Source organism: Rhizobium sp. BG4 (genome assembly GCF_016864575.1).
Classification (GTDB): Bacteria; Pseudomonadota; Alphaproteobacteria; order Rhizobiales; family Rhizobiaceae; genus Rhizobium.
Genome location: NZ_CP044127.1, coordinates 691,890 through 711,471, shown reverse-complemented (window position 1 = coordinate 711,471; position 19,582 = coordinate 691,890). Strand labels below are relative to the sequence as shown.

Here is a 19,582-nt window from a genome sequence, read left to right as displayed (position 1 = left end):
GGCTCAGGCCTCAAGCAGCCCGAGCGCTCGCGCAGCATTCTTCCCATGCCGTGCGAGCGCCTCGAAGTGGCTTTTTCGGCCGCTGCCATCACGGAAGTAGAACCCGATGGTCCGCGTCTCCTGCCAGTCTACGAATGGGAGCAGCAGAACGTCTTCAGATTGACGAAACTCTGATCGAGCGTAGAGCTCGGGAAAGAGCGAGCAGCCCATGCCGATCGACATCATGTGCCGAATAGCGTCAAGGCTCGTTCCCTCATAGTCGTCGACGATTTGGGCGCCGGAGGCGTCAGCAAGATGTCTGACATTTTCGAAAAGCCTGTTACCGCTGCCCAGAGCGAGCAATGTCTCTCCTCGAAGGTCCGCCACCCGGGCGACCCGCGCCCCCGCAAGCCGATGCTCCCGGGGTATTCCCAGATAAAGCTTTTCCCGCCCGATCGGAATGAATGTCAGCGTGTTGTCGGTCAGAGCCGGTCCTATCCCGCAATCGAGGATACCCTCGACCACCGCGCTCTCGATCGCTGCCGGGCGATCCTCCGTGATGTATATCCTGAGCTCCGGAAATTCCGCATGGATCGTGGGAAGAAAGGTCGGCAAAAAATAAGGACCAAAGCTCGGGGAGGTTCCAAGCTTGATCAGACCCCCGAGGGTTTTGGCGCTTTGGCCAACGGCGTCAAGGAGATCGTTGATTGCGGCGAGGGTGATACGGGCGCCATGCACGAATTGTTCACCGGTTTTCGTCGTGATTACGCCGCTGGATGTCCGCTCGAATAGCTGGATCCCCAGGCCGTCTTCCACCGCGCTCACCTGTACCGAGAGCGTCGGCTGGGAAACATGACACCGACGCGCAGCCGCACCGAAATGCCGAGCTTCAGCTACCGCAATCACATATTCCAACTGGCGAAAGGACGGACGAAAAGGCATTGCGCGATAGAAGCATGCTATCGCAATGATTACAACAATCAATTGGCGCTATCATGAACTGCTCTCCACCTCTGTCCTGAAAAAAGTGTCAGGAGGCGAAGATGAACGATAACGTTACATTCCACGACAACAGCCCGTCGCGCCGGGAGGCTCAGCGCAAGCTCATCTCAACTGGGATCCAGCGTTCGAACGGGAAGAGGTCGCGCGTGCGCAAGCGTGACCGTGTCGACTATATCGAGCGGCGCAACCGAGATGGACATTCAGTGACCGTTCCGGTCGTCCGCCGCCGCAGCATGTCCCGAGTTCTTCTGCTCGAGGATATGTAACGGACCGGCGACCTGGTCAGAAACGCGTTAGCGCTGGGCGTGAACCGAGTTGAGACGGCTCGCTAAACCAAGTCGCCAAACAGACGTGCCTTATCCGGCACATCCCCACGAGCCCTGCAGTCCGGGCCCCTCTGGCGAGAGAAGCCGGTCCTCTCGCGATGTCGGATGTCGTATTCAGTATCGAACGACCGGTCGGAGAGAAATGTGGATTACGGCTTCCTTCTTGTCGATTGGCTCGGCAAGCCACTTTGGATGTGGCTGACGTTCCTATCTATTGTCTTGGCGCTTCTCGTATTCGACTTGGGCGTTCTGCATCGCCACGACCGGGAGATTTCGGTACGCGAAAGCTTTATCCTGTCGTCGATGTATATCGGGCTGGGACTCACTTTTGGAGGGTGGGTCTGGTGGCAGCTCGGCGCCGAACCGGGGATCAATTATCTGACTGGCTTCGTCGTCGAAAAGACGCTGGCGCTCGACAACGTGTTCGTTATCGCCTTGATTTTTTCATTTTTCGCCGTCCCCCGGATCTATCAGCATCGAGTGCTCTTCTGGGGCGTCCTCGGCGTTATAGTCCTTCGCGCGATCATGATCGGCCTCGGTGCGACGCTTGTATCGCAATTTTCCTGGCTACTCTATGCATTCGCGGCTTTTTTGATCGTCACTGGCGTCAAGATGCTGTGGGTGGGCGATAGTCTACCCGAGATGGGCGACAACCGGTGGTCAAGCTCCTTCGTCGCCGCTTTAACGTCACAGATGAGCACCATGGCCAAAACTTCTTTGTCAGAAAGCCCGATCCGAAAACGGGCAGGCTGGTCTGGTTCATGACGCCACTATTCATGGCGCTCGTCATGGTGGAACTGGCCGACATAATTTTTGCGGTCGACTCGGTGCCGGCGATCTTCGCGATCACGACAGATCCGTTTATCGTCTACACGTCGAATATATTTGCCATTCTCGGCCTTCGCGCCCTGTACTTCGCGCTGGCTGCCATGATCCATCGGTTCAAGTACCTCAAGCCGGCTCTTGCGATCGTGTTGATATTCATCGGGTCGAAGGTCTTCGTGGCCGATCTGCTCGGTCTGGAAAAATTTCCCGCAGCAGTATCGCTTGGGATCACGTTCCTGATCATCGGAACAGGCATCGTCTGGAGCTTGCTGCGGACGAAGACCGCGCACAGGACATAGCCGAACCCGACGGAGCAGCTATAGTTTTGTATACGCGCCGGGAGGTGTCCGGCGCGGTCGTCCGCAAATCGCCTGGGCTGACGCAGGACGAATACGTCTGGCACTGCCCACGGGGCGTCGAGGTCCTCTCCGGCTGTAGTCTGCTATATCGACAGAAGAGACAACGCTTTCGCAAGGGGCCTGGTGGCCCACGCCTTTATTCTGCTGGAAGAATGAGAATCAAGCTGGCGGTCGCCCCTCAGTCAGCATGGCACCGCCATCTGCACTTGCACTTGCGGCGCCAGGACCGTTGCTATTCCGGTCCCGCCAACGTTTGATCGGAGAAGCGTGCTTGCTGACCGCATCATGTGATTGCCGGATAGACGTTGCGAGGGTCGATTAAAAAACTCAACCTTGCCAGTCCGGACTGCCGGCCAAGGACGGAAGAGTTTTTGCAGTCCCAATATGAGGTTTCGGGACGGGGCAGATCGTTCTTACCATCGATAGCTGCTATTCCAGCTTCAGAAGGCCCGACACAGTAAAAATATCCTTATCGCCGCGGCCGCAAAGGTTGACGATTATGATCTCGTCGCGCTCCATGCGCGGCGCGATCTTCATCACCTCTGCAATTGCGTGCGAAGGCTCCAGGGCCGGAATGATCCCCTCGATCGTAGACAGGAATTGAAAGGCATTCAAAGCCTCAGCGTCTGTCGCGGAGCTGTAGAAAACGCGCCCTGTGTCTTTCAGCCACGAGTGCTCTGGGCCGACCCCGGGGTAGTCCAGCCCAGCGGAGATCGAGTGTCCTTCATTTATTTGACCCTCTTCGTCCTGCAAGAGGTAAGTGCGGTTGCCATGCAAAACTCCAGGACTTCCCCGTGTCAGTGAGGCGCAGTGTTGCGACGTGTCCAAACCTTTTCCGGCGGGCTCGACGCCAAGCATCGCCACATCGCGGTCGGCTAGGAAGGGATGGAACAAGCCGATGGCATTGGAGCCACCACCGACAGCGGCCACCAATAGATCGGGAAGCCGTTTTTCAAGTTCTACGATCTGCTCGCGTGCCTCCCGCCCGATGACGGATTGCAAGGTTCGGACCATCTCTGGATAGGGATGGGGACCGGCGGCTGTGCCGATGAGATAGTAGGTGTCATCGATGTTTGAGACCCAGTCGCGGAGCGCCTCGTTCATAGCGTCCTTCAGGGTCCCGTTTCCAGAGCGGACCGGGCGTACATCGGCTCCCAGCAGCTTCATCCGAAACACATTGGGAGCCTGCCGTTCGACATCAGTTTCGCCCATGTAGATCACGCATTCGAGACCGAACCGCGCGGCCATCGTCGCAGTGGCCACGCCATGCTGGCCTGCACCGGTCTCCGCAATGATCCTGGTCTTGCCCATGCGTTGGGCAACCAGGATCTGGCCGAGACAGTTGTTGATTTTGTGCGAACCGGTGTGGTTCAACTCGTCTCGCTTCAGATAGATACGAGGCCCTCCCAGTCGGCCTGTCAGTCTTTCCGCATAGTAGAGTGGGCTCGGTCTTCCAGCATAATGTCGAGACAACATGTCGAGCTGTTGCCAGAATGATGCATCTGTTTTCGCTTTCTGCCACTCTTCGCTCAGGGCGATCAGGAGGGGCATCAGCGTTTCGGGCACAAAGCGTCCCCCGAATCTTCCAAAAAATCCGTCATCATCCGGTAGCGCGTTGTGTGTGAGCATTTGCATCATGATCTCCTTGATGCTCTTACGCCACTGGCTGCATTTGGATGGTGCCGACTGACTGTTTTATGCTTTAGATCTCAGCCATTCATCGGATTGTAGCGGTCAAGCATCACCTCGAGTGGCACTTTGGCCTGCAGGGTTACCGCCAGCAGAACCGTGCCGCTTATCTTGCGCTGTACGAACAGCTTGTCTGGTGGCGGCACGCGCCACGTATTTCGATCTGCAATGATCGGTTCCGCCTTTTCCCGAATGGCTTTGACGAAGGCTCGATCTGAAAAATCGAACTGGTAACGGTCGTGTCTTGCCAATTGCCGAAGGACGATATCGATTATTTCATTGAGCGCGGCGCTGTGGTTCGCAATCTGCGCAGAAGAAACAAACTCCATGGTCAACAGGGCCTGTCGGATTTTGGTGCGATCGCGAGCAAGGCCGGCACCAAGCAAAGCCTGGTATTGCTCGGCGGTATCAGGTGCAAGCTGCCGCGTTGCGCCAAAGTCGAGTAGGACAATCTTGCCTGTATTGGCCTGAAACCGATAGTTGGCGAAATTGGGATCAGTCTGCATGAGTTTGAACTCGAACAGTTCCTTAAGAACAAGATCAAGAAGCGCAGTTACAGCGAGATTGCGGTGTTGCTGCGGGGCATCGGTCAAGGTCTCGATCTTTGAACCGGCCATGTAGTCCATCGGCAAGACAGTCTCATGAAGCAGGTCATCGACCGGAGCCGGTACCAGAAATCGTGGGTCGTCTTCGAGCAGCGCCCTGTAGTGTTTCATCTGCTCCGCCTCGCGCAAATAATTGGCCTCCTCCCGCAGCTGACGTTTTGCCTCCGCGAGCAGGGGGCCGAGATCCAGATTTGCCGGAACAAGGCCGGACATGCGCAGGATCGCAGCAACGTTATCAATATCGGAATCGATACTCTTAGCGACGCCGGGATACTGAACCTTGACAGCGAGCTCGCGACCTGTCGCAAGCCGGGCGCGGTGAACCTGACCGATCGAGGCAGCCGCGATCGGGGCCATATCGAAGCGAGCAAACCTGGATCGCCAGTTGCTTCCCCAGGCATTCCTGAGCACGCCCTCGAGTTGACGCAGCGGCATCGTGTGAGCATTTTCACGAAGTTGAGCAAGGATTGCGGTAAGTCCCCGGGGCAGGATGTCGCCGGGGTCAAGCGACAACATCTGGCCTAGCTTCATTGCTGCACCTCGCAGTCGCGATAGTTGCTCTGCTGCACGCAAGGCGTTTGATGGTGTCAGAACAAGGTCTGAAAGATGCGGCCGTTCACCCCGCGCCAGACGCCCCAGCCCCTCTCCCACAGCTCCGGCGGCAACGCCGCCGGCGAGCTTTCCCAAAGCAGCAAGTCGGCTAAGACGGCTTTGAGGTACCGGGCGAGTTCGGTCGGTCATTGGACGATCCTTTGCAAGGCGACGTTCGAAACATGAGCCGGTTGGAGGCCACAGGTTTCGCAACGCGGCCCGCATGCCGGTGGTGAGGCCGGTGAGGTGCAGGAGTGCCATAAAACCGTCAAATGCACCGGCATCCTGATCACGATTTCCAGCTGCGCTACCGCTTGGAGCAGGGCTAGTCGCTGCGCATGCTGCAATGTTACGTGCGCCCCAAGACCCCCTCTATCGCTGGCGCGCCAGCTGCATGAAGCGCGCCTGATCTGACGCAAACATTTGGAACTGGCCGGTGAAGAACGTGGTTATGGTCCTGGCGCCGTTTTTCTGGATCCCGCGCATTGCCATGCACATGTGCTCAGCTTCAAGCATCACGGCGACACCTTTGGGTCTTAAGCTCTCGTCCAGGGCTTGCGCAATCTGAGCCGTCATCGTCTCCTGCGTCTGAAGCCTGCGGGCGTAGAGATCGACCAGCCTTGCAATTTTTGACAGTCCAAGAACTCCATGATCGGGAATATAAGCAACATGGGCAACCCCATGAAACGGGACCATATGGTGCTCGCAGTGCGAATGAAACTCTATATCCCTGACGAGGACCATGTCACTGTACCCACCGACCTCTGAGAATGTCTTGGCCAGAATGTCTTCAGGTTCAACATCGTACCCCGAGAAGAGCTCGCGATAAGCCTTTGCCACGCGTCTTGGTGTTTCCATTAGCCCTTCGCGTGACGGATCATCGCCAGCCCAACGGATCAACGTACGCACGGCCGCTTCTACTTCCAATTGGGTCGGCCGTTCCGGATCTGGCGTAAGCTCGCTTTTGGTCACCACCGCGTCCATTTCACTTTCTCCTCAATCTGTCAGGCTGGTGTTACGCTGACCAAGCACAGGTGGATCAAACAGGCGTTGAGCTGAACAGTGGTTTCTGATCTGTTTCGGCGCAGAACCGTACAGTGAACCGTCATTGATCACGGCGAACGAATATGGTCGCGATGCAACGCGTTGGTATTATTGGTGCGGGAATGGCCGGTCTTGCTGCTGCCCGATCGCTGTCGAAGTCCGCGAACGTAACGGTTTTCGAAAAGGAAAGAGGCGTCGGCGGCCGGATGGCGACACGTCGGGTCGATAACAGCTCGTTCGACTATGGCGCACAGTATTTCACAGTGCGTGATGCAAGTTTTTCCAGGCAGGTGAAGGCAGCTTGTGAGGCCGGCCTGGTCGCTGTTTGGACCTGCGCTCCCATGACCTTACCGGACAATGGTTTACCGAAGACGGCTGCCTTGGACCCCACACGGTACGTCGCTATTCCAGAGATGGACGCTCTCGCAAAATCAATGTCGGTCGGTCTTGATCTCCGGCTGCATACGTCTGCGGGCAAAATTACAGGCAAACCCGGTAGCTGGTATGTCAACGCTGGTCATGCCTCGCATGGGCCATTTGATTGGGTGGTCGTAGCAGCGCCTGCCCGACAGGCGGCCATGCTGATGCCTGAGCTGTTCTCGCACCATCGAACATTGACGGGGGTCACAATGAGTGGCTGTTTCACGTTGATGATGAGAATGCTGGACGATGCCAGATTGCCATTCAAGGCTGCCTGGCTGTCGGATCCTGTCATCGGCTGGATCGCTCGTAATCACACTAAGCCAGGTCGCGCATCGTCCCCGACCCTGGTCGTCAACGCAACGGCGTCATGGGCGGACGCCAACATCGATGTATCGCTCGATATCGTGCGCCGGACGATGGTTGAGGCTTTAAAGCGTCATATGCCCCTGAAGCCGGCCGAAACTCGAACAGTTGTCATTCACCGCTGGCGCGATGCCGACGTCATAGAGGCTGCCGGCCAGCCTTTTCTCCTCGATGAAGGCAATCAGCTTGGCGCTTGTGGCGACTGGTGTATTGGAGGTCGTGTCGAGGCAGCATTCATGAGCGGCTCGAAGCTTGCGGATGCCATCCTCGCAGCGATTGGAGAACAGGAATGAAAGCGACGGTACGCGGCGTTTCGACGGTCCTCACCTATCTGGGTGCGCTGCCATTCTGGTTGCTCGTACTGCCAGTAATCCTTCAAGTCGGCGCGGCCTCGCAACTTTTTGCTGCTTACGGGTCCATTATTGCAGCGTTCATGGCCGGAGCGTTGTGGGGCGGCGCGCAGGCTTCGGCGTCTGGTCTCGGTATCATTGTGCTGAGTAACGTGTTGGCGTTGGCTTCCTTTGCAAGCGTTTTGATCGGATCACCCGCGCTCGGTCTTTCGATCCAGATGGCGCTCTACCTCGTGCTTCTCGCTTGCGATTTCTCGCTTTTGTCTGATCGTGCAGATCTCCGCTGGTATCTACGGCTGCGCTCAAGAGTCACGGCACTCGTTGTTCTGTCCTATGTTGTCGTGCTGATACACGCGGGTTTCAACATATCGAGGTGATCGCATCGCTTTATGTGGCGACCGGGACGCGTCTTGAAAAAAATCAAACCGAAATCGTGAGGATGCGTAGACAGGCGACCGGGCAAGAGACCGGCAACGAGAGGAGACCATCATGAACAGGCTTTTGGTAACTTCGGCTGTCGCACTATCAATCGGTTTGGCGGGAGTTATGGGTGCTAACGCTGCCAATCCTAAAGTCGGCGGTGCGGCGATGTATGAAGACAAGAATATCGTCCAGAACGCTTCCAATTCGAAAGACCACACGACCCTGGTCGCTGCGGTCAAAGCGGCCGGGCTGGTAAAGACGCTGGAAGGGAAGGGGCCCTTCACGGTGTTCGCGCCGACCAACGAAGCTTTCGACGCCCTTCCGAAGGGTACTGTCGAGACGCTGTTGAAGCCCGAAAACAAGGAAAAGCTGGCAAAGGTCCTCACTTGTCATGTGGTTGCTGCCGAAGCAATGGCAAGCACGGTCGCGAAGATGATCAAGGACGATGGCGGCGAGCATGACATCAAGACGGTCGGAGGTTGTGTGATCAAGGCCAAGGAAAACATGGGAAAGATCACCCTCACCGATGAGACCGGTGGCACTGCGACCGTGACCATCGCAGACGTGAAACAGTCAAATGGCGTCATCCACGTTATTGATAAAGTTCTGCTTCCGAAATCCTGATGTGAATTGCCGGGCTGCGTGTCGCAGCCCGGCTACCGTCCCTGTCGATGTCCGCGACGGTCTGCAAACGGCCGCCTTATGCCCGAGGAGAAGGGATTGCTCATGGGAGATGGCGACGATCGCAACCGGACCAATCATTGGATAATGTACGGCCTGCCGGCCGCCACCGTTGTCGCAATTTTGGTGTTCCTGGGAGGGACAGTGTTTCTGGGAGCCGATGACGAGACGTCAGTTTCGAGCGACGGGTTGTGGCAGCTGGCATCGCTCTCCTTGATGCCGATTGTCGTTTTTACCTTCTGGCTACTCGGCCGACACCGGCTTTGAGCGCCAAACTCGAAGGCGGCTTACGATCTCGGCTACACCCGGCAAAAGTTCGATCGCATACTCAAGAACACGGTCGGGCTTCATCGTCGATAGCAGGGAAGGTCTAAAGGTTCTTCCTATGCCCAAGCCTCGAAATACGCGCCACTAACAGTCGTGCTGTCTCTCGTGACCTTGGCGACTGACATGCGCACTACAAGGCGCCTTTGATCGAGCAAGCTGCACGGCAAAGCCGACTTAAGGGGATCGACCATCAGACCGCAATCACTAGGACGTTAAGCGCGGCTGCCTGATAACCCTGAGGAACAAAGCTTTCATTGCATCCGCGATGCCGTCGGTCGGTGTCACTTCGAAATAGAGGCCAGGGGACGCACATTCCGCCATTTTAGCAGGAATCTGGCTCTGGAACGGCGAGATCCAGGTATTGTACCAACTGTTCTTCGGAAGCGGTAAATAGGTCGTGTAGAGGACAGCAATCTTGACGCCGCGCGCTTTTAAAGGAGCGCAGAAACTCGTGTCGATCGGCTCCTGGCAGCGACCGCCGGTGGTTTTCTTGGTACAAGTGGATGGCTTGTAGCTGTCGCCGACGCCGTCCGCCACGAAGAACAGGATCTTCTGCGGGTCAGCGGACGTGTTGCCGCTGCCCGGCGTGGTGATGATGGTGTTCATCTGCGTCAGAGCACTGTCAAAGCTTGTTGTCTGATCACTGTTGTATCCCTGACTTGGAATGGTCATGAGATCGACGGCATCTGTGTATGATCGAACTTGATCCAGATCGTAGGTGGGATCTGAAATGGTGGTGAGCTTCGCATCCTCGGCCTTGGTGCCAAAGGTGTAAACTCCCATTCTGAACTGGTTGCTCGTGACGCGCGTGCTCTTTGCCGTCGTCGTTAACTGCTGGGTCGCCTGGCGGACCGTGTCGATACGCATGGTCACTCCGAGCGACTTTGCCAGATTGTAGTAGCTCTTGTTGCCGCTTGCGATATCGTGGCAGGCAAAGGCGCAACTGTCGGATGTGTTGGCTTGCATCTTGGTGACATCAGCTGCCGTAGCGCCGACACCCATTGAAGGTGTGTTGTCGATGAGGATATAGAAATCCATGAAGGACGCGGTTTGATATTCGGCGCTGGCGGTACCCGACACCTCAATACTGGTTTTACCAAATATCGCCATGAAGGTCGTCGGGATTGATGTCTTGAAGGCGATGTTGGAGGTGACCTTGTTCAAGTTGCGCGTTACTGTCACTGACAGGTCGATCGGTAGCGACGCGGCTTCTCCCGACATCTGTCCCGTGAACAGTTTGCGCGCTTCACTCTCGCCGACAGATATGGAGCCGTCAGCCGGCATTGCCATGGCCTGAGTAACGGCCGAAGACTTTTCCGCGACTGCCCCGACCGCTGCAGCGTCGGCAGCGTCAAAGAGTTGGGTGCGAATCTCCAGCGCGTGCGAAAAATCGATAGCCATGCCGGCGGCCCCGACCAGGGGCGTAATCAGGATTGCCGTCAATAACCCGAAATTTCCCGAACGGCATGCGAAGATGCGCCTAACTGTCTTTATCATGCACAAAGGTACCAAAGAGGACATGTGCGACTTCTAGCACCCTGCCTTTAAGGTCCCGCTAACCGGCTTGGTAAAGCAATTTCAAATGCTTACATCTCATACGCGAAAGCCGGAGGCGTCGCAGCCCGCGATGGTCGTGTGGCCGCCGTTACGCGGCAGACCCACAAGCACATGTCGACACGATATCATGCGCGCCAAAGCGTTCTGGAACGAAAGGCCGGTTAGCTCCCACGAGGCAGTCGGTGCAGTCCGGCCGACAGGGCCCGACCCCTGCGCCAAACAGATCCGCTCGCGCCAATCTCAGGCCGGATTTCAGCCTCATTTCGAGAGAACATAAGCCGATCTGACAGGGAGCAGCAAGGACGTTCCATTGCGTATACTGGTGGTCGAGGACGACGACATTCTTGGGTCGGCCCTGAAAAAGGCACTTGAGAAGCATGCTTATGGCGTGGACTGGTTCCGTGATGCCGAAACGGCGCTCCATGTCCTCAAATACAATGACTACGGCGCGCTGGTCCTGGATGTTAACTTGCCGAAGGCAAGTGGCTTTGATGTGCTGCGGGCTCTTCGCCAGAGTGGCAATGGCATCCCCGTTCTCATGCTGACCGCGCTCGACAGTGTGCGCGACCGGGTTGCCGGCCTGGACGAGGGAGCCGACGATTATCTGACGAAGCCGTTTGATCTGGATGAGCTTTTGGCGCGCATCCGCGCGCTGTTGCGCCGCAGGCAGGGGCGCAACGAAACGGTCATCCGTTGCGCAAACGTCGAGATTGACCCGGCCGCGATGGTTGCGCGTCGCGATGGGGTTCAACTTCACCTGCCCGCAAAGGAGTTCCATCTTCTGCGCCTGTTGATGGAGCGCAGCGGCCGCTACGTCACGAAAAGCGACATCGAATATGCCCTCTACGATTCTGAGGTGTCCGTGGAGAGCAACACGATCGAAGTGACGGTCTATAATTTGCGCAAGAAACTTGGCCCTGATTTCATACAGTCGATCCGTGGTGTCGGCTACATGGTCGAGCGCCGGCAGTGACCCTTACCCAACGGCTCTTTGCCCGTATCCTGCCGACCCTGATCGTCGCGATCGCTGTCGTCGGCTTTTTTGCCTATCGCAGCGCGACACGAGAAATAGACAACATCTACGACGCCCAGTTGATCAACGACGCGAACGTCCTGTGGTCCCTGATGCAGCATCCGCTCACCCGGCCCGATAACCGGCCAACGATCCAGGTACCCGACCTGGATTTCAATATGGATAATCAGCTGGCTCTGAACGAGGACGCTGACGATTATGCGGACGCGCACTCGTTCCGTGCCTGGAAGGGCGATACGCTCGCCTTTGCCAGCAGCAATGCCTTTCCAGCCGGGCTCAGCCGCTTCAAGGCCGGGTTTTCAGAGACCGTTAATAACGGCGCACGATGGCGGATCTATTCCCTGCCGATCCCTGATACAGATATTTCCATCGAGGTTGCGGAAGAAATCAATCTTCGCGAGGGCCTGGTCGAGAACATTCTTCTCAACCTGGCTTTCCCGCTTGTCGTGCTGATCCCTGTGATCGCCGTCATCATCTGGATGGCGATCACCAACGGGCTCAGCAATATGAAGGAGCTGGTATCGCAAATCCGGACGCGTACGCCCGATGACCTGTCGGTGATCGCAACGACCGGTCTGCCGAGGGACCTTGCGCCGCTTGTCCATTCGCTTAACAACCTCCTGCGCCGGCTTGGCCGGTCGCTGACGATGGAACGGCGCTTTTCCGATCTTGCAGCCCATCAGCTGCGCACGCCACAGGCCGGCATCAAGCTTTTGCTGCAGCTCTTCGACCGGGCCGATTCAGAGGATGAGCGGCGAGCGCTTTTGAAGGATCTGGTGGTCAGCAACGAGCGTGCCATGCACTTGATTGAACAGCTCCTGCGCCTGGCGCGGGTCAGTCACCAGCCGCTGCAGCTCGGCTCCGTGTCGCTGCGTGACATCGCTTCCGCCTCGCTTGCCGATTTTGCCGTACTGCTGAATGCACGCCACTTCGATGTCAGCCTTAGAGGTGCGCCGGAGGCCTTGGTCCAGACAGACAGGGCCCTCCTTCGGATCATGATCGATAACCTCCTCGACAACGCGATCAAGTATTCGGGCGATGCCGGAAAGATCGAGGTGCGGATCGAGCCCGGCGAGCGCGGCTGGCGGCTTTCCATCATGGACAGCGGTCCTGGCATTCCGCCAGACCAAAGAGAGGCGGCGTTTCAACGCTTCAACCGCCTCGATACGGGCGCCGGCGATGGCGCCGGACTGGGATTGCCTATCGTTGCCGATATCGCCAATCGGCTGGAGATCGCCCTCAGCCTCGGGACCTCGGAATGGGGACGGGGCCTAAGGGTCGATCTGGACATTGTCGGCGCGTGAGGCGCCGAATTCAGTTTCATTTCATCTTCGCCTCATCTTGCTTTCAGTTCGCCGCTCTAGACGTGTCCTCAGACGTTTGACGGAGCACGCGATGCAGGTGTTTTGCGATTTTGACGGAACGATATCGAAGGAGGACGTGACCGACCTCGTGCTCCAGCGCTATGCGCGCCCGGAATGGCGCGCGATCGAGGATCAATGGGTCAGCGGCAAGATCACGTCGGCGATATGCATGCAGCGCCAGATCAGGCTGATCGAGGCAACGCGCGCCGAGCTGAACGCCTTTCTCGACACTGTCGAGATCGACAGCGATTTTATTGCCTTCAAGCGGTTCTGCGACAACGCCGGGCTCGGCTTGAGCGTGGTTAGCGACGGCGTTGACTATTTCATCCGTCGCGTCCTTCGCCGCCATCAGATCACCTCCATACCCGTGATTGCAAACAGGCTCCGAGAGGGCGACGAGCTTTCGAAATCGGCATACGATCTCGATTTTCCCGCGATCAGCAGCGGCTGCAACGCTGGCTCCGGCGTCTGCAAATGCGCGGTCGTCAGCCCCTCGGTCGATTACATCTATGTTGGCGATGGACGCAGCGACTTTTGTGTCTCGAACGAGGCACCGGTTGTCTTCGCCAAGTCAAACTTGGCTGACCATTGCCGCTCCCGGGCATCGAATTCTTCCCTTACGACAGTTTCGCCGATGTTCAGCGGTCTCTCGCAAGCATTCTTTCAATCCCTTCGCGCCGGCGCCCCGCACTGCCGGTGAAGAAATCAGCGTAACAAGAGGACCTCATGCGTTCCAACCTGAAACTTGCTCCCACCCGCGCGCCGGTCATTGGCGAAGACGAACTTCGTCTGCTCGAAGAGACCTACTGCTCGCACGGCGATACAGTGCATTATACAGAGAAGCCGAAATTCTTCGAAACCTGCGAGGGCTCCTTCGTCTATGATGCGGCCGAAACGCCATTTCTGGATCTGCAGATGTGGTACTCGGCTGTCAATTTCGGTTACCGAAACGAGCGCCTGAACCAGGTTGCGCATCGCCAGCTTGATCGCTTGCCACAGGTCGCGTCGCAATATCTACATCGCGAGAAGGTCGAACTCGCCGCACTGATCGCCCGAGATATGGAAGAAAAGTTCGGTTCAAAGGGCCGCGTGCATTTCAACGTCGGCGGTTCGCAGGCGGTGGAGGATTCGCTCAAAATCGTCCGCAATTTCACTGGCGGCAAAAGCCTGATGTTTGCCTTCGAAGGCGGCTACCACGGCCGAACGCTTGGTGCGACTTCGATCACCTCCAGCTATCGCTACCGTCGCCGTTACGGCCATTTCGGCGAGCGGGCGCAGTTCATAGAATTTCCCTATCACTTTCGCGGCCCGAAGGGCATGTCGAAGGAAGAGTACGGTCACGATTGCGTCCAGAAGTTTGCCCGTCTGTTCGAAAGCGAATATAATGGCGTCTGGGATCCAAAGGCGGGAAAGTCGGAATATGCCGCCTTCTACGTCGAACCGATTCAGGGCACGGGTGGTTATGTCATCCCACCGATGAACTTCTTCGTCGAGCTGAAGAAGGTCCTCGACGATCACGGCATTCTGCTGGTCGTCGACGAGATCCAGATGGGCGTCTATCGCACAGGCAAGTTGTGGTCGATCGAGCACTTCGGTGTTTCGCCCGATGTTCTTGTGTTCGGCAAGGCCATTACCAACGGGCTCAATCCCCTTTCTGGCATATGGGCCAAGGAGGAGATGATCAATCCCACCATTTTCCCGCCTGGTTCCACCCATTCGACGTTTGCAAGCAACCCAATGGGCACGTCCGTCGCGTTGGAGACGCTGAAGATGGTGTCGGAGAATGACTTCGGCGCCAGCGTCATGGAGAAGGGTGCGCATTTCCTCGAGGGTCTCAAGGACTTGCAGTCGCAACATGCGATCGTCGGCGAGGTGGACGGCTTAGGCCTGGCCTTGCGGATGGAAATCTGCAGGGACGATGCTTTCACGCCTGACAAGGCGACGCTCGACTGGATGTGCGACGAAGGCATGAAGGGCGATCTCGTCGTCGACGGTCGCAGATATGGGTTGGTGCTCGATGTCGGCGGCTACCACAAGAACGTCATCACCTTTGCACCAAGCCTGATGATCAGCCATGACGAGATCGAGCTTGCAATTTCACTGCTCGACCAACTCCTCACTCGCGCGGAACGGAGATAGTCCGGTGCAACTGCTTCTCCTTCATCTGGATGATGCGTTGGAGTTGCAGCCCGACTTTGTGCAGTCTTGCATAATGGCAGGCGCGCACGAAGTCAGCGACAAGGAATGCGGGCGCGCAGTCAGGCTCTGGGGCCGGCGCCGCGCGCTCGATGCCCTTAGGAGACGCCTGGCACGGATAGGGTCGCCGTCGGGCGATCAATCGCGGCTCTGCTTCATGGGTTCTGGCGATTTCCATCACGTGACGGCGCTGTTGCTGTCGCTGGCGCTTGAGCGTGCCCGCCGGCCCGTAACTGTGATCCATATCGACAATCACCCCGACTGGGTACATTTCGGCGATGGCATGCATTGCGGCTCCTGGGTTAACAAGGCGCTGGAGCAGCCGCTCGTCGAAAAGGTGATTACCCTCGGCGTCTGCAGTCATGATCTGAAGTCGCCCGAGAAAAAGGGCGCCAATCTTGTACCGTTGACCGATGGACGGCTGGAACTCTACCCTTATGACCATCCACCGAGCAGGGTGACATCAAGCTATGGGTCTGGAGCGAGCTTCAGCCAGATCGACGGTGCGCTGCACTGGCAGTCGATATCAGAACTCGGCGAGGCCAATTTCCTCGACCGGTTGCTCGGCCGTATCAAGACCGAGGCGGTTTACATTACCATCGACAAGGACGTGCTGACGAATGCCGATGCGGTGACAAACTGGGATCAGGGCCATATGCGGCTTCCCTACGTGCTTTGGCTCTTGAGCGAGATCGGTGAAAAATATCGCGTCATCGGCGCCGATGTTACCGGTGACTACTCAACTCCGCATTACAGCGGCAATCTCTATACCCGTGCAATGAAGACGGCCGAAGTGCTGATCGATCAGCCGTTGCGGCGACGCGACAAGGCGGCGGTGCGCAACATCAACAGTGCCGCCAACCATGCGCTGCTGGAGGTGTTGTCGGAGCTGATGCCATGATTGGGGGTCTTTCGGAATGGACGACCGGGGTCATCGTCTTCTGCATCCTGGCCGAAACCGGCCGGGAGATCTGCTTCAAGCGCGGCGCCACCGGTGCGCTGTTTGCGGACCTGCGCAACAAGGTAATCTGGCTCGGCATCCTCCTTTGGGCCGTCGAACTGGTAATGTGGACGCGCGTGCTTGAGGAAGTGGCGCTGTCGGTCGCCTTTCCGCTGATGGCGCTGAGCTATGCGGCGATCGCGCTCGCGGGCGGGATCATCTTCAAGGAAACTATCAATCGTCGCCATGTCCTGGGCATCGCCCTGGTGACCTTTGGCGTGGTCTGTGTTGGAGCGACGGGACTATGACAATCTTCGCCTATTCGAAATGGGATATCGTTCCGGTGCTGGCCGCAACGGCGCATCTGGCCTTCAACATCGACCTGATTGCCGGATTTGAGAGCCGACCGCTCTGGCTATCGGCGGCGCTTGGGTCACTCTATGCTCTATCGATATCCTGGAACATCAACAGTATCTCGCATAATTTCATTCACACGCCCTATTTCAGATCGAGATGGATGAACCGTCTCTTCAGCCTTTTGGAATCGGTGACGATCGGCTTTTCGCAGACCTACTATCACTTCGTGCACATGCGCCATCACTCCGGCAATAGCGACCGGCCCAACGACAGGGGCGAGACGATCGACATGCTGTCGATCTACAAGCATGGCAAGAACGGCGAGCCGGAGAACGTCCTTTCCTACACGTTTCTGAGCTTCTTTCGCGACGACATCGGTGACATTCACCGCGCGATCGCCAGCAAACGGCCGGCCGAAGCAAGATGGGGGCGTTTCGAGCTGGTTTGCGTTGGCGCCTTCGTGCTTCTGGCGTTGGTCTACGACTGGAAGGCTGCCTTGTTCTTTCTACCGTTCTATTATCTTGGAAATTGCCTCTCGTCACTGAATGGCTATTACGAGCATCTGCACGGCGACCCTGACGAACCGATCGCCTGGGGCGTCAGCAGCCACAACAGGCTCTACAACTGGCTCTGGTTCGCCAATGGATATCACGCCGAACATCATTATCGTCCGAAAACCCACTGGACCAAGCTGAAGAATTTCCACGAGCAGATCAAGCAGGACCAGGCTGCGGCCGGCACGCATGTGATCAGCACCTGCCATGCGCTCGGCTTCATGGCGAAGGAAAACCGGCAGCCGGGGGAATTTCCCGATGCCGGCTGAGGGACTTTCCTTCTATCTCGAGGGCACGAATGGCAGGGGCATTGTCCTTGTCCACGGCCTGACGGGGGCCCCTGCCGAGATGCGGCTGGTCGCCCGGCAACTCCATCGCCGCGGCTTCAGCGTCTATGCGCCGCTCTTGGCCGGTCATGGCGAGAACGAGGCGGTGCTGCGCAAGTCGCGCTGGGAGAACTGGCTCGACAGTGTCGAGGCCGCCAGTGACCTCATGGGCGAGCGGTGCGACGCAGTCTTTGCCGCCGGCATCTGCGTTGGCGGAAAGCTCGCGATGATGGCGGCAGAGCGCAATCCGATGTCGATCCGCGCCGTTGCCGTTTATTCTCCCTGTTTTCATTACGACGGCTGGGATGTGCCCCGGTACTACGCGCTGTTTTCGCCGCATATCCGCTGGATATCGTTTATCCCCTTTATCGGCCGCTTGAACTTTCGCGAAACACCTTCGCTCGGCATCAAGGATGAGCGAATGCGTCGCATGGTGGCAGGCATGAACGGCGAGGGCATGCTCGAGACCTTCCCTGGGCGCGGTCTCATCGAGATGCATGAACTTGGAAGAGCACTCAAGGCAAGGCTTCCTGACATGCGAACGCCGACGCTGATCGTTCATTCACGTGAAGACGACCTTAGCGGTCCGTCGCACGCCCAGTACATCGCAGCCAATATCGGCGGGCGTCGCGAGCTTCGCTGGCTGGATGACAGCTATCACATGATCCATGTCGATCGCCAGCACAGGCATGTGGCCGACATGACAGCCGAATTCTTCGAGGCGGAACATGCAGCAGCAAGCGCTTGAGATTGGCACAGCCGAGCATGCCGGATCCGGCGGACCTTCACCAGTCGCATCACTGCTTTCGAGCATCCGTATGCTGGACAGGCACGCCTGGAACATCTGCTTTTCGAAAGAGATCGAGACCTATGACTATCTGCTGGTGGTGGAGGAGGCCGGCATTGCCGGTTTCGACTTTCGCTATGTCGTATTGCGCGAAGACGATGAGATCGTTGCCGCGATGCCCGCCTTTTTGTGCCGCTACGCGCTCGAAACGACATTGCAGCCCGGCCGCATCAGACGTTCGGTGGGCAGGATCCGTTGCCTTTTCCCCGAATTTCTGACGCTGCGCCTGGCCTGCCTTGGTTCGCCCTGCACGGAAACCGGCATGATCGGCTTTCATCCGCGGATCTCCGAGAGTCGCCGGCCACAGCTCTTTGCGCAGCTTCTCGCCGCTTTCGAAGCGCATGCGCAGGCCGAGGGCTGTTCGCTGATCGCGATGAAGGATCTGGCGCTACCGCTGCCGTTGGGTGTGACGCGCGTTTTGTCTGACGGCGGGTATGCTGAGATCGTCAGCATGCCGACAGCGTTCCTTGATATCGACTTCGATACGCTCGATGACTACCTTTCGAGGTTGTCGGCGGGGACCCGCAAGGATATGCGGCGCAAGCTCCGGGGCCGCGGCACCGTGCGCATCGAATATCGCAGCGATTTCGGCGAATGGCTGCCTCGCGTGATGCAACTCTATCTGGAGACGCGAGAACGCAGCGAATGGCAGTTTGAAGAGCTGACGCCTGCCTATTTCCAGGGTCTGCTGAAGGGGATGCCCGGCCGGTCCTTCTGCACGATGTATTTCGTCGAAGACGAATTGCTGGCAGCCAATGTCATGGTTTGTGACGGGTCCAGGCTCATCGACAAGTTCTTTTGCATGGATGCCCCTAGGGGCAGGGCCCACAACCTTTATTATCTCAGCTGGTTCACCAACCTCGAATATTGCCTCAGGCACCGTATCGGTCGCTACCAGAGCGGTCAGGCCTACTATCGCAACAAGGTCCGGCTCGGTAGCAGCCTGACGGCCAATGCGATGTATTTTCGCCATCGCAATGCGGTCCTTCAGCTTGTTTTGAAGACCGTATCGCCCTTCTTCAGTGGCGATGACGGTGCCGAGGTGATGACGTGAATGCGATCCGGCCGATATGGTTGGCAGTGCCGCTATTGAACACAGCCCAGCAGCTGCTGTTGAAACGCAGCGCCGAAGAGGCGGCTCGTACCCACGGCGAGTGGCTGTTTCAGATCCTGTCGTCTCCCTGGTTTTTCGCGGCGATCGCTGCTGAGATCGCCTGTTTTGCTATCTGGATGACAGTTCTGTCACAGCTCGATATCAGCAAGGCCTTCCCGCTTTCGGCCATCAGCTATGTCTTCGTGATGGCCGTCGCCTGGCTTGCGTTCGGCGAGCCGGTGAGCGTGCTCCAGCTCGCAGGCAGCGGTCTGATCCTGATCGGCATCTGGTGCATCGCAACGGCCGTGCCATCGCATTGAAAATCGAA

At 57.5% G+C, this 19,582-nt stretch carries 20 protein-coding genes and 1 pseudogene; 16 read left to right on the top strand and 5 right to left on the bottom strand.

All coding sequences use genetic code 11. The features are described from left to right. Positions 1 to 3: 3 nt before the first annotated feature. The gene (locus tag F2982_RS31105) at positions 4 to 963 is read right to left on the bottom strand and encodes a LysR substrate-binding domain-containing protein (RefSeq protein ID WP_246777699.1); all 960 of its coding nucleotides are present in this window, start codon (positions 961 to 963) and stop codon (positions 4 to 6) included. Between the two features lie 59 nt (positions 964 to 1,022). On the opposite strand from F2982_RS31105, the gene F2982_RS31100 reads away from it, so the two are divergent. Continuing rightward, positions 1,023 to 1,247, top strand: coding sequence for a hypothetical protein (locus F2982_RS31100; RefSeq protein WP_148194973.1), 225 nt, complete (start codon positions 1,023 to 1,025; stop codon positions 1,245 to 1,247). A gap of 204 nt (positions 1,248 to 1,451) precedes the next feature. Next, positions 1,452 to 2,431 (top strand): annotated as a pseudogene (locus tag F2982_RS31095) (TerC family protein). Positions 2,432 to 2,920: 489 nt separating this feature from the next. Here the strand turns inward: F2982_RS31095 and trpB are convergent. The 3 genes from trpB to folE form a co-directional block, all read right to left on the bottom strand. Beyond that, positions 2,921 to 4,129: a tryptophan synthase subunit beta gene (gene trpB / locus F2982_RS31090; RefSeq protein ID WP_199628435.1), complete on the bottom strand. Its 1,209-nt coding sequence runs from the start codon at positions 4,127 to 4,129 to the stop codon at positions 2,921 to 2,923. Positions 4,130 to 4,200: 71 nt separating this feature from the next. Next, positions 4,201 to 5,526 (bottom strand): AarF/ABC1/UbiB kinase family protein, encoded by a 1,326-nt coding sequence (locus tag F2982_RS31085; RefSeq protein ID WP_203431356.1) that lies wholly within the window; start codon positions 5,524 to 5,526, stop codon positions 4,201 to 4,203. A 222-nt stretch (positions 5,527 to 5,748) separates the two neighbouring features. Beyond that, positions 5,749 to 6,360 carry a GTP cyclohydrolase I FolE gene (gene folE, locus F2982_RS31080; RefSeq protein WP_199628433.1) on the bottom strand — a complete coding sequence of 204 codons (612 nt, stop codon included), beginning with the start codon at positions 6,358 to 6,360 and terminating at the stop codon, positions 5,749 to 5,751. 143 nt (positions 6,361 to 6,503) lie between these two features. On the opposite strand from folE, the gene F2982_RS31075 reads away from it, so the two are divergent. The 4 genes from F2982_RS31075 (at position 6,504) to F2982_RS31060 (ending at position 8,927) form a co-directional block, all read left to right on the top strand. Continuing rightward, positions 6,504 to 7,499: an NAD(P)-binding protein gene (locus F2982_RS31075; protein ID WP_148195529.1), complete on the top strand. Its 996-nt coding sequence runs from the start codon at positions 6,504 to 6,506 to the stop codon at positions 7,497 to 7,499. After that, entirely contained in the window at positions 7,496 to 7,933 is a 438-nt protein-coding gene (locus F2982_RS31070) for a DUF3429 family protein (RefSeq protein WP_203431355.1), read from the top strand. Before F2982_RS31075 ends, F2982_RS31070 begins: the two co-directional genes overlap by 4 nt. Before the next feature lie 112 nt (positions 7,934 to 8,045). Continuing rightward, positions 8,046 to 8,603: a fasciclin domain-containing protein gene (locus F2982_RS31065; protein ID WP_199628430.1), complete on the top strand. Its 558-nt coding sequence runs from the start codon at positions 8,046 to 8,048 to the stop codon at positions 8,601 to 8,603. Between the two features lie 96 nt (positions 8,604 to 8,699). Beyond that, positions 8,700 to 8,927 (top strand): hypothetical protein, encoded by a 228-nt coding sequence (locus F2982_RS31060; RefSeq protein ID WP_165402660.1) that lies wholly within the window; start codon positions 8,700 to 8,702, stop codon positions 8,925 to 8,927. 264 nt (positions 8,928 to 9,191) lie between these two features. Here the strand turns inward: F2982_RS31060 and F2982_RS31055 are convergent, their stop codons facing one another. Then, complete coding sequence (locus F2982_RS31055; RefSeq protein WP_112717556.1) at positions 9,192 to 10,484, bottom strand: pilus assembly protein TadG-related protein; 1,293 nt, start codon at positions 10,482 to 10,484, stop codon at positions 9,192 to 9,194. A 370-nt stretch (positions 10,485 to 10,854) separates the two neighbouring features. Here F2982_RS31055 and F2982_RS31050 point away from each other — a divergent pair, with 370 nt between their 5' ends. Genes F2982_RS31050 through F2982_RS31005 form a run of 10 tightly spaced genes read left to right on the top strand, consistent with a single transcriptional unit; the run spans position 10,855 to position 19,574 of the window. Next, positions 10,855 to 11,517 carry a response regulator transcription factor gene (locus F2982_RS31050; RefSeq protein WP_203431354.1) on the top strand — a complete coding sequence of 221 codons (663 nt, stop codon included), beginning with the start codon at positions 10,855 to 10,857 and terminating at the stop codon, positions 11,515 to 11,517. Continuing rightward, positions 11,514 to 12,881 carry an ATP-binding protein gene (locus tag F2982_RS31045; protein WP_203431353.1) on the top strand — a complete coding sequence of 456 codons (1,368 nt, stop codon included), beginning with the start codon at positions 11,514 to 11,516 and terminating at the stop codon, positions 12,879 to 12,881. The genes F2982_RS31050 and F2982_RS31045 overlap by 4 nt, the downstream gene beginning before the upstream one ends. Next, entirely contained in the window at positions 12,868 to 13,641 is a 774-nt protein-coding gene (locus F2982_RS31040; RefSeq protein WP_246777698.1) for an MtnX-like HAD-IB family phosphatase, read from the top strand. The genes F2982_RS31045 and F2982_RS31040 overlap by 14 nt, the downstream gene beginning before the upstream one ends. A gap of 26 nt (positions 13,642 to 13,667) precedes the next feature. Continuing rightward, complete coding sequence (locus F2982_RS31035; RefSeq protein ID WP_203431352.1) at positions 13,668 to 15,080, top strand: aminotransferase class III-fold pyridoxal phosphate-dependent enzyme; 1,413 nt, start codon at positions 13,668 to 13,670, stop codon at positions 15,078 to 15,080. Positions 15,081 to 15,084: 4 nt separating this feature from the next. Continuing rightward, on the top strand, positions 15,085 to 16,038 hold the full coding sequence (locus tag F2982_RS31030) for an arginase family protein (RefSeq protein WP_203431648.1): 954 nt from the start codon (positions 15,085 to 15,087) through the stop codon (positions 16,036 to 16,038). Next, positions 16,035 to 16,385 carry a permease gene (locus F2982_RS31025; RefSeq protein WP_203431351.1) on the top strand — a complete coding sequence of 117 codons (351 nt, stop codon included), beginning with the start codon at positions 16,035 to 16,037 and terminating at the stop codon, positions 16,383 to 16,385. Before F2982_RS31030 ends, F2982_RS31025 begins: the two co-directional genes overlap by 4 nt. After that, positions 16,382 to 17,257: a fatty acid desaturase gene (locus F2982_RS31020; protein ID WP_203431350.1), complete on the top strand. Its 876-nt coding sequence runs from the start codon at positions 16,382 to 16,384 to the stop codon at positions 17,255 to 17,257. The genes F2982_RS31025 and F2982_RS31020 overlap by 4 nt, the downstream gene beginning before the upstream one ends. After that, the gene (locus tag F2982_RS31015) at positions 17,247 to 18,062 is read left to right on the top strand and encodes an alpha/beta fold hydrolase (RefSeq protein ID WP_148195376.1); all 816 of its coding nucleotides are present in this window, start codon (positions 17,247 to 17,249) and stop codon (positions 18,060 to 18,062) included. Before F2982_RS31020 ends, F2982_RS31015 begins: the two co-directional genes overlap by 11 nt. Next, complete coding sequence (locus F2982_RS31010) at positions 18,043 to 19,215, top strand: GNAT family N-acetyltransferase (protein ID WP_203431349.1); 1,173 nt, start codon at positions 18,043 to 18,045, stop codon at positions 19,213 to 19,215. Before F2982_RS31015 ends, F2982_RS31010 begins: the two co-directional genes overlap by 20 nt. 26 nt (positions 19,216 to 19,241) lie before the next feature. Next, a complete protein-coding gene (locus tag F2982_RS31005; protein WP_246777697.1) occupies positions 19,242 to 19,574 on the top strand; it encodes an EamA family transporter in 333 nt (110 codons plus the stop codon). Positions 19,575 to 19,582: the final 8 nt, after the last annotated feature.